Raw genomic sequence first — 15903 nt, 5'->3', positions numbered from 1 at the left:
ATCTGCTTGATTAGCTTAATCTGCGAGATAATATATCTTTAAAAAATTAAATAATATCCTTTTAAAAGATAGGCATTCGAATGTAAGTCTTTATCTTTTCTCTATTTTCTTTCTTCTAATTATTACAAATTATTATTAATCGCATCATTCGTTTTATCAACCCCGAAACTTACAAATACTCCTACAAAAACAAACGTATTAACAGGTGGTCTAACGGCCGTTCTACTGTTTCCATCCGCAGAATAATTATAGCCGTAAATATTTTTATTTCCAAGAATATTATTAATGCTCAAAACAAATACAGTAAATGACTTTGAATCTTTCTTCCCAACACTCGGAACATAATTGATACTGAAATTCAGTCCGCTGTAATCTTTCAGCTTTCCTTGGTGACGAACGATATTCTCTCCATTTTCTGAAACCAAATCATAATAAGGTCTTCCTTTCGAATAAGTGTAAGATAAATTAAATCCTATTTTCCAGTCCATCACAAATTTCTTAGCAACAGCATTGAATGTATGTTTCGAAGCAAAATTCGGTGCTAAACTAAAAGGATAGTTTAAGAAATCTCTCTTGGAGTCCAAATAAGAATAAGTCAGCCAATAATCGATGTCTTTGAAGGTTTTCTTATCTCTCCAGAACAATTCGATTCCTTTTGCAAAGCCTTTACCATTATTGCTATTGGCAATTTGATAATATTGATTTTGATTACTGGTCATTAAGCTATCTGAGATATAAGATTTTGTTTTAATAAGACTTTTATAATCTTTATAAAACGCTTCGAATCTCAAACTTCTTCCGTCAGAATTCTTTTGAACCTGAAATATATAATGGTCTGCTCTCTGGAAATCAAAATTCTTGCTGTAAAGATATTTGCTTTCCGGATTCTGATAGAAGATCCCATAAGCGAAAGAAGTTGTCCAGTCTTTGGATATTCTATAAGCTAAAGCTGCTCTTGGCGAAAAATTCCATTTTCCGAGATAAGAAGAATGTTCTGTTCTCGCTCCAATTTTTGCCGTCAGATTATTAGTAAATATCAAGTCGGTTTCCGCAAAAGCTGACGAAATCAAATCTTTATAATCTCTTTCAAAAGAGCCATATTTCATCGTTTCATCCGCATTATTTAATTCAAAACCTGCTCTCACAATGCTTGCTCTGTTGATCTTTCTTTCAACAACTGCTTTGGCGTTGATGTATTTTGATTGATTATTGATTGGCGTATTAGATTGTTGCACATCATTAAGAAAAGTCGCAAAATTCAGGTCATTGGAATTGTATGTGTAAGAAGTCCCGATATTCAAAAGATACTTTCCGAATTTTTCTTTGTAGGATAAATTGTGATACATATTCTGCCCTTTCAGACTGACCATGTTTCTGTCAGAATCTTGCTCCAGGCTCTCAGAACCAACGGCCATTTTGTTTTCATCAATGCTTCCATAATATTTGATAAAACCACCTTTTTTGGTTTTGATTCTGAAGTTTCCATCAAATCCATAACCTTGCGGATATTTGTCAAAATCAGTATTAAAGTTGAATAATTTTCCCATTAATCCAAGATTCGAATAACCACCTGCAACGCCCCAGGAAGCTGTTTTTTCCTGATTTAGTTTCTGATAATTCGCACTTAGAAAAATCGGAGAAACACCGAAATCAAACGACGTTGTATCCGGCAAATCCACACTTTCCAAAATCAGAACAGAAGACAACGCCTGTCCATAAACTGCTGAATATCCACCACTTGAAAACACATTACCTTTAAATAACGATGTATTGAAACGGTCTCTACCAGCAATTCCCGGAACTGAATTGGTAAAATAATTATTGACCAGATTGCCGTCTATAAAGATTTTGGTTTCGGTGCCTGTTCCACCTCTCACAAATAATCCTTCGCTCTCTCCTACTTTCTGAACACCCGGCAAATAGCCTAAAGCTGAGGAAATCTGTCCATTGGCACCGGCTGTTGTATAAACATCCAAAGGTGTCAGTAATGCCGTCGCACGTTTTTTATCGCTGGCTTCTATGCTTCCTGCAGTAATCACAACTGCATTGATTTCACTGATTTGCTCCTTCAGATTAGCATTCAACGCAATATCTTTTCCCTCAATTTTCACAGGTAGTTCAACCTCATCATAATCTTTTCCGGAAAAAACCAAAGTCTTATCTCCTGTTTCTGTGGTTGTGAAAGAATAATTTCCATTTGCGTCGGTAGTTGCGCCATCATACGTATCTTTAAGCGTTACGCTGATGTCTTTCAACGCTTTGTTCTTATAAGTGACTTTTCCGGAAATGGTAATTTGTGACCAGATGCTAATACCAACCAAAAGAAAAAAAAGTGTGAAAATTCTGCTTTGAGTTTTCATAATGTTAATTTTGGTTCAAAGATATTTCAGCCCATAATAATATAAAATTAATTATGACCGAACCGTTGATATTGCTAACCGAACCGTTAATGTTTCACGTAAAACAATTCTTTACCATATTGGCTTTAAATTTGTTATATCAGAAATCAATAATAAACTATCTTATGAAAAACTTATTACTAATTGGAATCGCTGGTTTGACACTAGCTTCCTGCAAAACCGTATCAAAACAATACACTATTCGTCCAAAATCTCACACAGAAACCCAGGGAACAGCAACTTTCATACAAAAAAAAGGTAAAGTTGAAATGGATCTTGGCGTTTTCAAATTAACACCTGGACTTCATGCTGTTCACATCCACGAGTTTGGAAATTGTAGTGCAACTGATGCTTCATCTGCCGGCGGGCACTGGAATCCTTCCAAAGATGATCATGGAAAATGGGACACAGAGCATTTTCATATGGGAGATATCGGCAATTTAGACGCTAAGAAAGATGGTCAGGCAAGATTGGTTTTCACCACTGATAAATGGTGTCTTGGTTGTGACGATCCTATGAAAAATATTATTGGAAAAGCGATTGTTATCCATGCCGGAGTTGATGATTTTCATACGCAACCGACCGGAAACGCAGGCGGAAGAGTTGGATGTGTGGAGATAAAATAGTAGATTAAAGGTTCAAGGTATTAGGATTTAAAAAAACTTCAACCTAAAAATCATATTTCAAAACTTTGGAAAGCATCAATAATATGATGGATTTCCAAAGTTTTTTTTTGGTTCGGAAGAACTGAGATAATATCAAATCTAACTTCTTTATTAATATTATTTTCTTCGATAAAATAATTGGCGGCAGAAACTAACAGTTTGATTTTCTTTTTATTAACCGCTTCCTGAGGTTCCAGAAAAATATCCGTATTCCTGGCTTTTACCTCAGCAATGATGATTTGATTTTCAAACTCGGCGATAATGTCAACTTCAGCTTTCAGATAACGGAAATTACGCGCTAAAATTTTATAGTGATTCTTAATTAAAAAATCAACAGCAAGGTCTTCCGCTATTTTTCCAAAATCATTGTGGTCAGCCATTTCCCAGTATCAAAAATTTGAAATTAAGAGATTTTGAAATTTACTAGAACATTTTTTTCAACTTTCAGATTGATTTCCGCACCGATTATCAAAGGCCTGTTATCAAAAATGTGACCGTTGGGAAAACCAAAAACTGTTGGAAAATCATATTTGGAAACCCTGTCTGCGATCAATTGATATGCGAATGAATCGAAGGATTCTTCGTATTCTTTGTTCTCATTTTCTTTTCCCATATTGGTCATTCCGCCAACAATTAATCCTTTGATTTTGTTGAAAGCTCCCACTAGTTCAAGACTCATAATCATTCGATCAAGCGCATAAAAATTTTCACCAATATCTTCGATAAACAAAATTTTATCTCTGAAATCAAATGTATAGGGCGTTCCTAAAAGTGCATAAATCAAAGCGAGATTACCACCAACCAAAATTCCGGAAGCCTCTCCTACTCTATTATTCGGATTTGAATCAATTTTATAATTAGGTTTTTTGCCTTTCAGAATATCAAAAATCAGTTCATAACTTTCTTCTGTAACGCCAAAGCTGGAAGTTTTTATGGTTTGACCGTGGATAGTAGCAAAACCTTTTTTCAACAGATAACTTTGAATCACCGTGTTGTCAGAATAACCAATATACCATTTAGGATTCTTCCTGAATTCTGTCAATTTCAACTCCTGCAAAAGATGCTGGCAGCCATAACCACCTCTTGAAGCCCAGACTGCAGAAATTTCCGGATCGTTTAAAGCCCAGTTGATATCATTGATTCGTTGTTTTTCTGTTCCGGCATAAGAATAGCCATTTTGGTATTTTGTGTAGAGATTTTCGCCTAAAACAGGTTCGTAACCTTTGATCCTGATTAATTCCAAAGTTTTGTCCAATTGCGGGATCTCAACAGAACCAGCCGGGGAAATGATTGCAATTTTATCTCCTTTTTTCAAAGATTTTGGGAAAGTTGTGTTTTGCATTTGTGTTGATTAATGGTGTTGATTTAACGCAAAGGTCGCAAAGATTTTTTGAATTTATTGAAAATTTTTTTTGTTAGCAAAGGCGCCTTAAGGACTGATGTAGATTAATGACACAATCTTCAACTTTGCGAAACGCAACCCCGATCTGAATGGCTTCTTTGAGAGCTTCAGAGTGATAAAGCGGAACTAAGGACGGATATAGGCACCCAAATTTTTACTTAATCTTCGGTTGTTGCTTTTCTGCTTTTTCTAATTTTTCTTCGAACTTATTGAACTTTTTAAAGCTTTGTAAGAAAATAAAAATACTGAAGAATATAAGAATAATTCCAACGCCTTTTCTGATCTGGTTCGCAACTCTCTGATTAAGTTTATAATGAAACTGTTTTGCCAAAAGGATTTTGAAAAGATCAATTAACAAATAGGTTCCGATAACAATAGCGATATAAAAAACAAAGTCCTGAACTTTTGGATAGGCATTCCTAACGGATATCACCGTAACCAGCCAAAAAAGTACGACGCCAATATTAAGAAGATTGAGTAAAAATCCATTGAAATAGGTTTTGAAATAATTCTGATTGATTAATCTTTCTTCGCCTTCGATATGCATTTTTGTCTTAGAAACGAGCATATAAAGAGCATAAATGAAAATCAGAAATGCCGATATCTTGTAAAACCCGGGATGTTTATCAATAAGATTGACTAAGTCCGCGCTGGCATAGTAACTGACTACAATACAGAGAATATCTGCAGAAATCACCCCTAAATCCAAGGCCAAAGCGTGCCTTGGACCACGGGAAAAACTTGTTTCTATCAACAGGAAAAATATGGGCCCGATAAAGACCAAGCTGAGCATTATTCCTAATCCGATAGCGTATAAAATGAGTTCGAGCATTCGATTTTAAATTTCAGAACCGGCTGTAAAAATAGAGATTTATAATTTAAAGCAATGTTTAAATTTCATCAAAATCGAATTTCCAAAAATCTGAATAAACAATTCTGACGAAATTTTTAATCATTAATAATCTTAAAATCCAGTTGCTTAGCGATCAAATTAGCCTTTACAACTTTAATTTTTATCTTGTCACCAAGCTGATAAGTGTTTCCGGTTCTGGAACCTACAATCGCATAATTCTTCGCATCTAGAGAGTAGGAATCATCAACCAAATCTCTCAATTTAATCATACCTTCTGCTCCATTTTCAGGAATCTCTACCCAAAAGCCATATTCTGCAACACCAGAAATTACGCCTGAGAAGACTTCACCAATGTGATTTTCCATAAACTTGACCTGCATAAACTTGATAGAATCTCTTTCCGCATCCGCAGCCAGACGCTCCATTGCTGAACAGTGTTTTGCTTTCTCCTCTACTTCCTCTTTGTTAGGCGACTTTCCGCCATCTAAATAATGTTGCAGTAATCTGTGGGCAATCAAATCCGGATAACGACGAATGGGCGATGTAAAGTGCGTATAATAATCGAAGCCAAGTCCGTAATGTCCAATCGGATCTGTAGAGTAAACGGCTTTGCTCATACTTCGCATCGCCAGAGTTTCTATCATATTTTCCTCTCCTTTTCCTTTGACATCACTAAGTAATTTATTCAAAGATTCAGCCACTTTTTTAGTATTTGCCAAATCCATTTTGTATCCGAAAGTGTAAACAAATTCCTGAAGTGATTTCAGTTTTGCCGGATCCGGATCGTCATGAATACGATAAATAAATGTATTCCCGGTTGGTTCCTTTCTTTTATTTAATGAAACAAATTCGGATACTTTTTTATTCGCCAATAACATAAATTCTTCAATCAAATGATTAGAATCTTTACTGACCTTGAAATATACCCCAATCGGATTGCTCTCCTCATCCAGATTGAATCTTACCTCACTTCTGTCAAAGGTAATCGCACCATTTCTGATACGTTCCTGGCGCATTATCTTGGCCAATTTATCCAATTGTAGAACTTCTTCAGTCAAATCACCTTGCTGGGTTTCAATTCTTTCCTGAGCTTCTTCATAAGTGAATCTTCTATCGGAATGAATGACCGTTCTGCCAAACCATTGTTTGTGGATTTTCGCTTCGTCATCCATTTCGAAAACAGCAGAAAAAGTAAATTTATCCTCATTAGGACGCAGTGAACAAACATCATTACTTAAAACTTCAGGCAACATAGGAACTACTCTATCCACCAGATAAACCGAAGTCGCTCTTGCATAAGCTTCGTCATCTAAAATGGTTCCGGGCTTTACATAATGCGAAACGTCCGCAATGTGAACGCCAATCTGCCAAAGGCCGTTTTCCATTTTCTGAATGGATAAGGCATCATCAAAATCTTTTGCGTCCTTCGGGTCTATCGTAAAGGTGCAGATATCACGCATATCCCAGCGTTTAGCCACTTCTTCATCATTAATGCTCCTATCAATTTTATCTGCATCGTGTTCTACTTCCGGTGGGAAATTATAAGGCAGTCCATATTCGGCTAGAATGGAATGGATCTCGGTCTCATGTTCTCCGGGAGCGCCAAGAACGGTAACGATCTCGCCTTCCGGATTCTTGCTGTTTGTATCCCATTTGAGCATTTTGACAACAACTTTATCACCATCTTCCGCATTATTGAAATGATTTCTGGAAATAAACATATCTGTATTGATGACCTTCTTATCAAAAACCACAAAACCGAAATCTTTTTCAGGAATTTTCTGGAAAGTTCCGACAAACGTCTCTTTTGCACGTTCCAGAACTTCTACCACAGAACCTTCCAATTTTTTCCCTTTATAATTGTAGGTGATTATAAGCACTTTGTCACCTTGCAATGCATCTTTTACATTTTTCTGATGAATAAAAATATCATCTTCCAAACCTTCAACTTTTACATATGCGTTTCCGGATTGATTAAAATCGATTGTCCCTGCCAAAGTTCCTTCAACATTAAGGTTGACAATATATTTTCCTTTTTCGGTTTCTTTAATTTTCTGAGTAGCCAGAAGCCTGTGAAGCGCCTGAATTACCAATTCTCTTTGTCTTGGATTTTTGTAATCTATACCTTCCGCTATCTGTTTGTAATTATAGATTTTGGAAGTTTTCTGATTCATAAAACGAAGGATTTTTCTTCCTAAATCGAGGAGTTTCTGTTCGTTTTTATGACTTGTATGTTTTTTGTTTTTCATTTGTTTATAATTATAATTCAACTTCATTTATCAACAACAATAATAATCCATAATCGGATTATTTTATTCAATAAATATATAATAAAAATAGGGGAGTTTTGGAAACCTTTGTATTAATTTATGGTTTCGTGAGAAAGAACATTCTCTGTGAAATGCATTGCAAAGATACAACTTATTAATAATATGAATTTCCATTTAATTACAATAAAAAAGACTTACAAAAATGTAAGCCCTATATTTAGCAAAATGCAATTTTATCAACCCTTTTCTGATGTCTCCCTCCTTCGAAATCAGTAGTGAGGAATTTATCTACAATTTCTATAGCCAATTCTTTTGAAATGAATCTCGCAGGAATAGAAATCATATTTGCATCGTTATGCTGTCTTGCAAGAGAAGCAATTTCCGGCATCCAACAAAGCGCACATCTTATTTTCTGATGTTTGTTTGCGGTAATTTGAACACCATTTCCGCTTCCGCAAATAAGGATACCTAATTCGTTTTCTCCGTTTTCAACAGATGATGCTGCAGGATGTACAAAGTCCGGATAATCTACAGAATCAGTAGAGTAGGTTCCAAAATCCTGAACTTCATATTTAGTTTCAAGATATTTTTTAATAATTTCTTTATATTCAAAACCGGCGTGATCCGCGGCTAATGCTATCTTTTTCATTTTTATTTATTTAATATTTATCAATTGTTGGTTCGAATAGGTTGGTGATTGAATTATTTATTTATAAAATTACTACATATTTTGCAATTGTTGGTATGATATTTTAATACCATTGATAAATATAACTTATAATGATTAATTATACATCAATATAATTTGTATTATGATATATAAAAAACAAACAATTTTTAAAATTATTAATTATTAGATAATACAATGTTAAAAATTGTTAGAAAACCTGTGGAAAACTTCTATTAAATATTTCTTTTAAAATTCATCAAATTTTGTAATGCAGATTTTATAAAAATGTTTGATCAAAAATTTTGGAAAACTTTTATTTCATATTTGCTTCTTTTATCCGCATTAGAGTTTTAAATATTCATAAAATATTGGAGTTATAAACAATTGTTAGTAATGTATTTAATTTACTGAAAATCAAAATAAATATTATGTTGAATTCTTATTGATTAAGAATTAATTCCTGTGATGAAATATTTACAATTTAGTTATCCGCAAACTCTCGTCTACAACAATATACTACAATCTTATTTTTTTAAAAAAAAGAAAAGAAGTTGTTTATGATTGTAAATTGACTTTGTGGAATTTTTTTGAGAATAAAATTTCCGAAAGGAGGGAATAAGTTTTAAATTTGTGAAACAAAGAGAGGAAATTTTTCAATCTCTATTAAAAACCTCAAATAAAAATTTAATGAAAACAATAAAGGATTTCGATTTTAAAAACAAGAAAGCTTTAGTAAGAGTTGATTTCAATGTTCCTCAGGATGAAAATCTTAATGTAACTGATAATACAAGGATTACAGCTGTAAAACCAACTGTAGATAAGATCCTTAATGATGGTGGTTCAGTAATATTAATGACTCACCTTGGTAGACCAAAAGGTGAAGTGAATGACAAATACTCTCTTAAGCATGTTTTAGAAGAAGTTTCTAAAGTTCTCGGTAAAGAAGTAAAATTTGTTGAAGAATCGGTAGGAGAGAGGGCAGAACAAGCAGCAGCTGAACTTCAGCCGGGAGAAATCTTGTTATTGGAAAATCTACGTTTTCACAATGAAGAAGAAAAGGGTGATGAAGCCTTTGCTGAAAAGCTTTCAAGATTAGGTGATGCTTATGTTAATGACGCTTTTGGAACAGCTCACAGAGCACATGCTTCTACAGCCGTAATTGCTCAATTCTTTCCTTCTACTAAATTTTTCGGTTTACTAATGGAAAAAGAATTGATTGCTATTGATAAAGTACTTAAATCTGGTGAAAAGCCTGTAACTGCGATACTTGGAGGTTCTAAAGTTTCAACAAAAATTACAATAATAGAAAATATTCTTCCGGCAATTGATAACCTGATCATAGGAGGTGGAATGTCTTTTACATTTATCAAAGCTCTTGGAGGGAAAATTGGAAAGTCCATTGTTGAAGATGATAAATTGAATCTTGCTCTAGAAATTTTAGCTAAAGCAAAACAACATAATGTAGAAGTTTATCTTCCGACAGATGTTATTATAGCTGATGATTTCAATAATGATTCTAACAGAAAAGAGTGCAGTATCAGAGAGATACCGGAAAATTGGCAAGGCTTGGATGCAGGTCCTAGATCTAGAGAAATTTTCAATGATGTTTTACTAAATTCTAAAACAATCCTGTGGAACGGTCCAATCGGTGTTTTCGAAATGTCTAATTTTGCTGCCGGAACTAAAGCTTTAGGAGATAGTATTGCTGAAGCTACAAAGTTGGGAGCTTTCTCATTAGTTGGTGGAGGTGACAGTGTTGCTTTCGTAAAACAGTTTGGTTATTCTGATAAAGTGAGTTATGTTTCAACAGGAGGTGGAGCAATGTTGGAAAGTTTAGAGGGGTTGGAACTTCCGGGAGTTGCTGCCATTAACAAATAGAAATTTACTTTTTCGCATAAATTTAAAAAACCGGCAAATTTTTGTCGGTTTTTATTTTGCTATACTTAATCAAGGTTCAAATAAATTTTTTTAAGCGATTCTCAGCGAATTTAATTTTAGATTAAAAATAACTTGATATTTTCTATTTTTTGTAATTATTAACAATTTTTGAACAAAATAGCTGAAAATTGACCTTCAGAAATATATCAAAAATCGATTTTCTATTTTTTTTCGATAATATATATCAAACTTGAAAATTCGTTGGAAAAAAGCGCCTTTACGTTAGAAATTGTTCCATGATAGACTGCTTTTAGCCAAAAAAGAGGTGATTTTTTATATTTTTCACTCAACATAGAGATATAAAATGAATCGAGTAGGAGCGGTTTGATTTTTCTTAATTTCCAATCCGGATTTTTAGAAATCAGATTTTCCATTCCATTTTTTGAAAAATGATAAATGTGTCTCGGTACATCATAAGCTGCCCAAAATTCTTTATAATGTTTCGCATCATACGAAGTTGGATTTGGAACAGCAATAATTAGTAATCCTTTTTCTTTCAATTTTTGATTAAATGTTTCCAACATCTCACTTTGATTTTCTATGTGTTCAAAAACATGCCAAAGTGTAATTGCTTCTAAAGATTCATTTTCTATTGAAGAAATATCATCAATAATTTTTGCTTTTTGAGTTTTATTGATTGCAGCATTTCTGGCATCTGAATTGGGTTCAAATCCAAAAGTTTTAAAATCATTTTCGATATATTTTACAAATTCTCCAGCACCACAACCATAATCCAAAACGCTAGAACCTTTTTTAATTCTGTCAACAAGAATATTTTTTTTGTATTGAAGATTAAAGGACTGCAGAAATTTATAAAGCTTTTCTTTCAAACTTCCAGAATCCTGATGATGTGAAATATAATCTTCACTCTCATAATATTTTGAAATATTAGAAGGAATAGGGGAGGTTTTGAAAACACCTTTTGTATCAGTTTCTACAATTTCAAATTCTTCTTGTGTAAGAAAATGGTCTTTAATTTTCATAAATTATTTCAAATTTTTTTAAACAAAAAGAACAATGAAAATAACATTGTTCTTTGAAATGTTTCACGTGGAACATTTATAATTTTATCTACCTAAATAAATCAGAAGAACATTAATATCTGCTGGAGAAACACCACTGATTCTTCCCGCCTGAGCAATAGTTTTAGGTTTTACTTTACCCATTTTTTGTTTAGCTTCAGCAGAAAGTGAGGTTATTTTTGAATAATCAAAATCTTCTGGAATCCTGATAGTTTCCAATCTATTAAGTTTTGCTACATTTTCTTTTTCTTTCTCTATGTAACCTTTGTATTTGATATTGATTTCAGCTTGTTCTCTTACTTCATCTGCATATGTAGAAGCGATTTCTTTTATAGTTTCAACAGCTTCTAATCTTTCCAAAGTCATATTTGGGCGAGTCAGGATTTGAGCAGCTCTGTAAGCTTGGTCAACAGGAGAGGATTCTATTGTTTCAAGGATAGGATTGATAATTCCCGGTTTAAGAGAAGTTTCTCTAAGGAAAGTCTCTAATTCATCGCTTTTAGAAATTTTTTCTTCAACTTTTCTTAGTCTATCTTCTTTTGCTAAACCAAGATTATATGCCTTTTCAGTTAATCTGATATCCGCATTATCTTGTCTAAGAAGTAATCTATATTCGGCTCTGGAAGTGAACATTCTATAAGGTTCTTCTGTTCCTTTTGTAATCAAATCATCAATTAATACACCGATATAAGCTTCATCACGATTAAGAATGAATTCTCCTTTATCGTGAACTTTATTATGCGCATTGATTCCGGCAATTAAACCTTGTCCGGCAGCTTCTTCATAACCAGTTGTGCCATTGATTTGACCAGCGAAATAAAGGTTTTCAACCAGTTTTGTTTCTAATGTATGGTTTAGTTGGGTAGGAGGGAAGTAGTCGTATTCTATCGCATAACCAGGACGGAAAACCTTTACATTTTCAAAACCTGGAATATGTTTCATAGCTTTGATTTGAACATCTTCCGGAAGAGAAGAACTGAATCCATTCACATAGATTTCTACAGTTTTCCAGCCTTCTGGTTCAACGAATAATTGATGTCTGTTCCGCTCTGCAAAACGATTGATTTTATCTTCAATACTTGGGCAATATCTTGGTCCTAAACTCTGAATTGTTCCGTTAAACATTGGGCTTCTGTCAAATCCTTCTCGTAAAATATCATGTACAGTTTCGTTAGTATATACAATATGACAGCTTAATTGTTTGGTTAACTTAGGCGTATCTAAATAACTGAATTTCTGAGGATTTTCATCGCCTTTCTGTTCTTCCATTTTGGAATAATCGAGGCTTCTTCCATCCACACGTGGTGGTGTTCCTGTTTTCATTCTTCCTGCTTCAAAACCTAAAGAAACCAATTGTTCTGTAATTCCAAAAGCTCTAGGTTCTCCCATTCTTCCACCGCCTAATTGTTTATCTCCAACGTGAATCAATCCATTAAGGAAAGTTCCATTCGTTAGAACAACAGATTTGGCTTTGATTTCTATTCCAAGAGATGTTACAACGCCAGCAACCTTATTATTTTCAATAATCAACTGCTTTACCATATCCTGGAAAAAATCTAGATTAGGTGTGTTTTCTAAAGCTAATCGCCATTCTTCTGCAAACAACATTCTGTCATTCTGTGTTCTTGGAGACCACATTGCAGGACCTTTGGAAAGATTCAACATCTTAAACTGAATGGCAGACTTATCCGCTACAATACCGGAATAGCCTCCCATTGCATCGATTTCTCTTACAATTTGTCCTTTTGCAATTCCTCCCATTGCAGGATTACAGCTCATTTGTCCAATGGTTTGCATATTCATTGTGACAAGGAGCGTTTTTGAACCAAGATTGGCAGCAGCAGCAGCAGCCTCGCAACCAGCGTGGCCTGCTCCAACTACAATTACGTCATATATTTCGCTTATCATATTCTATATTTTAAAGGTAATGTTTCACGTGGAACATTGACCATAATATTGAAACTAGCCCCGATTGACTCAATGTTTTTTAATTTATTTTTATTGAATCGTCGAAGTTCATTCTTCGCTTTGTAGCGGTTACCCCGCAACTAGCTTTGGGAAAAGCATTGGCGTGAGGGGTATGAGCGGAAAGCGGGAAATAGCTCCTAAAAATTTTTAAATTGATTGATATAAAAATCTTCTTTTGCTCGCATTTGGGTTTGTTCTTCCTCGGTTTTATCCTTGTATCCGCAAAGGTGAAGAATCCCGTGAGCCAAAACGCGATTGAATTCTGATTCAAAGTTTTGGGATAGAGTAGAAGCGTTGTCCAAAATGCGCGGCAAAGATACGAAAATATCTCCCGAAATGGTTTTTCCCTTCACATAGTCAAATGTGATGATGTCTGTATAATAATCGTGGTCGAGATAATCCTGATTGACCTTGAGAAGATACTCGTCATCGCAAAAGATATAATTGATTTCGCCTAGCTTTTTGTTTTCCGTAAGAATCAAATTTTCCAGCCATTCTGATGTGTGTGAATGGATTTCTACATTATCAATTTCTTCAAAAAAATAGTTTATCATATTTTTAAAACCAATGTCCTAAGATGACACTGAAAACGCCTTTATGTTTGTTAAGAGATTTGCTGAAGTTAACTTTTATCTGGCCAAAAGGAGATTTGTAACCAGCGCTGAGTCCGATAGAACTGTAATTGAGCTTGACAGCATCTTCAAATTTGATAGAGCTGAACATATTTGCAAAACTGAAATTCCCTATCAGGAAATAGTTTTTATTGAATCTCAATTGTAGATCATTGGAAGCAATGAATATATTATTATCTGTCAAAGATGCAAACGGATAACCAGCAAATTGTTTATAATTGACAATAGGCTGCTCAAAGATTCCACCGACTCTATATTGATAAAAAGAAGGTGAATTATCGCCAATCGTGATTCCGCCATACAGATTCAAACGGTAAGTAAACATTTTCGAGATATAGAAGTTCATCTTGATATCTGCTTTTATATTGATTGGCTTTTTCTCTAAATCCGAATTGAAAAGATCAATGATCTTCCCTTCAGCGTTAAGATAAAATCCTTTTGTCGGAAAATCGCGGTCGTTCTGTGTATCACTTTTTAAGAAAACATAAGGATTAAGATACTTTTCAATGATTTTATTCGTACCATTACTCTCACTTTCGAAATAATCATGACTCAAACCTCCGCCGATTGCAAATTTATCTTTCCAAACGGACTGAATAAAAACCTCATTTCTGAACCAGTCCCAAGTTTCGGTTGTATTATTGTCAAAATTTTTGAGGTTAAATGTCATTCCTGATGAATATAAACCAAAACCAGGAATATAGCCGTTATCTATAAAGTAGTTGAAATAATATCTCGGATTATCGCCAATTACTACATCTAAAGACAAATTGGAGTTTCTAAATAACAAACGCTTTGCTGAATAATTGAGCAACAATCCGGTCTTGAAAACTTCGTCGTAATGGAGACCGAATTTCAAAAAATGACGGGATTCATCCTCAGTGACATATAACTTGAGATAACTGCTGTTATTTTCCTGAACGATATCGTAATTGATGAACTTATAATTGTTGGTCGCGTACAATTTATCAATCATTTTATTCACGCTTCCATAAGTCTGCATAGAAGGCAATTTAAGCCCCATTTTTCCCCGAATATAGTTGGATTTATAGATCCTTCCATTTTCAACCACAAGACTGTCTATTTTGTAAACGCTGGAATAAATTGGATTGATTGATGATCTAATTCTGTCAAAATTCCGTTTTGGTAATTTGTTAAGAATATCAACATATTTTTGTGCTTCAACATAACCACTATCCAAGATTTTTCTCTTATCGTCATAACTTGTAGCAGTCATTCCGGTAAGGTCCGGTTTGATATTGATATCTGTGTACTTATACTGGTTGAGTGTTTCTTTTTTGATGTTGATATCAATAATTTGATTAAGAATAGAAATAATGCTATTCAGATTCTCACGTTTTGCCAAAGGCTGATTGAGGTCAACACCGATAACAATATCAATTCCTTTATCTTTCAGAGGTTTTGAAGGAAAATTGACCGTCATCGCACCGTCAACATAAATACTATCACCAACTTTCACAGGATCTAAAAGTGAAGGAAAGGCTGAACTCGCCATAATAGACGAAACCAAATCGCCATTCTCAAAAATCTTCATCTGACCGCTTTCTATATTGGTTCCGATGCACATAAAAGGAATCGGAAGTTTGGAGAAATCATCAATATTTGAAACGTTTCTCAGAAGTTCTTTCAGCAGGTAAACATTTCTCTGACCGGTACTAATAGAAGAGGGAAATGTAATCTTTCCATTTTTCAAGGGAACGGTAAACAGATATTTATCAACACTTTTGTTGAAAAAACTGGTTTCCTGTCGGGTTTTTGGGTCGGTTATTAATGAGTAGAAATCGGTATCCATTACGATTTTTTCGATGTCTTTACCTGTATAACCGGCCGCATAAAGTCCACCGACAATTGCACCCATACTGGTTCCGGAAATATAATCGATTTTAACACCAAGAGAATCCAAAACTTTCAAAACACCAACGTGTGTGAAACCTTTTGCGCCACCTCCGGAAAGAGACAATCCAATTTTAGGATTTTTCGGAATGACAAGATTTTCCTTTATCTGAGAATAACACATCAGATAAGCTAAAAATGGAATCAGATAGAAGAGCTTCTTGATCATT

12 protein-coding genes are annotated in these 15903 nt (G+C 34.2%); 2 read left to right on the top strand and 10 right to left on the bottom strand.

Annotation, left to right across the window (positions count from 1 at the left end; translation table 11 throughout):
- Positions 1 to 122 precede the first annotated feature (122 nt).
- Positions 123 to 2360 (bottom strand): TonB-dependent receptor, encoded by a 2238-nt coding sequence (locus tag AC5P2S_RS00415; protein WP_494555832.1) that lies wholly within the window; start codon positions 2358 to 2360, stop codon positions 123 to 125.
- Positions 2361 to 2524: 164 nt separating this feature from the next.
- Here AC5P2S_RS00415 and AC5P2S_RS00410 point away from each other — a divergent pair, with 164 nt between their 5' ends.
- Positions 2525 to 3025 carry a superoxide dismutase family protein gene (locus AC5P2S_RS00410; protein WP_494555831.1) on the top strand — a complete coding sequence of 167 codons (501 nt, stop codon included), beginning with the start codon at positions 2525 to 2527 and terminating at the stop codon, positions 3023 to 3025.
- 50 nt (positions 3026 to 3075) lie between these two features.
- On the opposite strand, the gene AC5P2S_RS00405 is transcribed toward AC5P2S_RS00410, so the two are convergent.
- The 5 genes from AC5P2S_RS00405 to rpiB all read right to left on the bottom strand — a co-directional run bounded on the left by AC5P2S_RS00405 (position 3076) and on the right by rpiB (position 8238).
- The gene (locus tag AC5P2S_RS00405; RefSeq protein WP_494555830.1) at positions 3076 to 3444 is read right to left on the bottom strand and encodes a YraN family protein; all 369 of its coding nucleotides are present in this window, start codon (positions 3442 to 3444) and stop codon (positions 3076 to 3078) included.
- 23 nt (positions 3445 to 3467) lie between these two features.
- Complete coding sequence (locus AC5P2S_RS00400) at positions 3468 to 4406, bottom strand: S66 peptidase family protein (protein WP_494555829.1); 939 nt, start codon at positions 4404 to 4406, stop codon at positions 3468 to 3470.
- A 214-nt stretch (positions 4407 to 4620) separates the two neighbouring features.
- Positions 4621 to 5298 carry a LysE family translocator gene (locus tag AC5P2S_RS00395; protein WP_283415825.1) on the bottom strand — a complete coding sequence of 226 codons (678 nt, stop codon included), beginning with the start codon at positions 5296 to 5298 and terminating at the stop codon, positions 4621 to 4623.
- Between the two features lie 116 nt (positions 5299 to 5414).
- Complete coding sequence (gene rnr, locus AC5P2S_RS00390) at positions 5415 to 7568, bottom strand: ribonuclease R (RefSeq protein ID WP_494555828.1); 2154 nt, start codon at positions 7566 to 7568, stop codon at positions 5415 to 5417.
- A 238-nt stretch (positions 7569 to 7806) separates the two neighbouring features.
- Entirely contained in the window at positions 7807 to 8238 is a 432-nt protein-coding gene (gene rpiB, locus AC5P2S_RS00385) for a ribose 5-phosphate isomerase B (RefSeq protein ID WP_283415828.1), read from the bottom strand.
- Positions 8239 to 8946: 708 nt separating this feature from the next.
- On the opposite strand from rpiB, the gene AC5P2S_RS00380 reads away from it, so the two are divergent.
- Positions 8947 to 10137, top strand: a complete 1191-nt coding sequence (locus tag AC5P2S_RS00380; protein WP_283415829.1) for a phosphoglycerate kinase — start codon at positions 8947 to 8949, stop codon at positions 10135 to 10137.
- Positions 10138 to 10358: 221 nt separating this feature from the next.
- Here AC5P2S_RS00380 and AC5P2S_RS00375 read toward each other — a convergent pair whose 3' ends face one another.
- The 4 genes from AC5P2S_RS00375 to AC5P2S_RS00360 all read right to left on the bottom strand — a co-directional run bounded on the left by AC5P2S_RS00375 (position 10359) and on the right by AC5P2S_RS00360 (position 15902).
- On the bottom strand, positions 10359 to 11180 hold the full coding sequence (locus AC5P2S_RS00375; protein WP_494555827.1) for a class I SAM-dependent methyltransferase: 822 nt from the start codon (positions 11178 to 11180) through the stop codon (positions 10359 to 10361).
- An 84-nt stretch (positions 11181 to 11264) separates the two neighbouring features.
- The gene (gene mnmG / locus AC5P2S_RS00370; RefSeq protein WP_494555826.1) at positions 11265 to 13127 is read right to left on the bottom strand and encodes a tRNA uridine-5-carboxymethylaminomethyl(34) synthesis enzyme MnmG; all 1863 of its coding nucleotides are present in this window, start codon (positions 13125 to 13127) and stop codon (positions 11265 to 11267) included.
- Positions 13128 to 13324: 197 nt separating this feature from the next.
- Complete coding sequence (gene ybeY, locus AC5P2S_RS00365) at positions 13325 to 13741, bottom strand: rRNA maturation RNase YbeY (protein ID WP_494555825.1); 417 nt, start codon at positions 13739 to 13741, stop codon at positions 13325 to 13327.
- A gap of 4 nt (positions 13742 to 13745) precedes the next feature.
- Positions 13746 to 15902 (bottom strand): patatin-like phospholipase family protein, encoded by a 2157-nt coding sequence (locus tag AC5P2S_RS00360; protein WP_494555824.1) that lies wholly within the window; start codon positions 15900 to 15902, stop codon positions 13746 to 13748.
- Between the last annotated feature and the right edge of the window lies 1 nt (position 15903).

This window comes from Epilithonimonas sp. 33E, from assembly GCF_059372615.1.
This window is presented reverse-complemented; position numbering and strand designations above follow the sequence as displayed.

Bases quoted from the DNA above. Each gene is read 5' to 3' on its own strand.
- AC5P2S_RS00415 (WP_494555832.1), bottom strand. From the start codon at position 2,360: ATGAAAACTCAAAGCAGAATTTTCACACTTTTTTTTCTTTTGGTTGGT.
- AC5P2S_RS00410 (WP_494555831.1), top strand. From the start codon at position 2,525: ATGAAAAACTTATTACTAATTGGAATCGCTGGTTTGACACTAGCTTCC.
- AC5P2S_RS00405 (WP_494555830.1), bottom strand. From the start codon at position 3,444: ATGGCTGACCACAATGATTTTGGAAAAATAGCGGAAGACCTTGCTGTT.
- AC5P2S_RS00400 (WP_494555829.1), bottom strand. From the start codon at position 4,406: ATGCAAAACACAACTTTCCCAAAATCTTTGAAAAAAGGAGATAAAATT.
- AC5P2S_RS00395 (WP_283415825.1), bottom strand. From the start codon at position 5,298: ATGCTCGAACTCATTTTATACGCTATCGGATTAGGAATAATGCTCAGC.
- rnr (WP_494555828.1), bottom strand. From the start codon at position 7,568: ATGAAAAACAAAAAACATACAAGTCATAAAAACGAACAGAAACTCCTC.
- rpiB (WP_283415828.1), bottom strand. From the start codon at position 8,238: ATGAAAAAGATAGCATTAGCCGCGGATCACGCCGGTTTTGAATATAAA.
- AC5P2S_RS00380 (WP_283415829.1), top strand. From the start codon at position 8,947: ATGAAAACAATAAAGGATTTCGATTTTAAAAACAAGAAAGCTTTAGTA.
- AC5P2S_RS00375 (WP_494555827.1), bottom strand. From the start codon at position 11,180: ATGAAAATTAAAGACCATTTTCTTACACAAGAAGAATTTGAAATTGTA.
- mnmG (WP_494555826.1), bottom strand. From the start codon at position 13,127: ATGATAAGCGAAATATATGACGTAATTGTAGTTGGAGCAGGCCACGCT.
- ybeY (WP_494555825.1), bottom strand. From the start codon at position 13,741: ATGATAAACTATTTTTTTGAAGAAATTGATAATGTAGAAATCCATTCA.
- AC5P2S_RS00360 (WP_494555824.1), bottom strand. From the start codon at position 15,902: ATGATCAAGAAGCTCTTCTATCTGATTCCATTTTTAGCTTATCTGATG.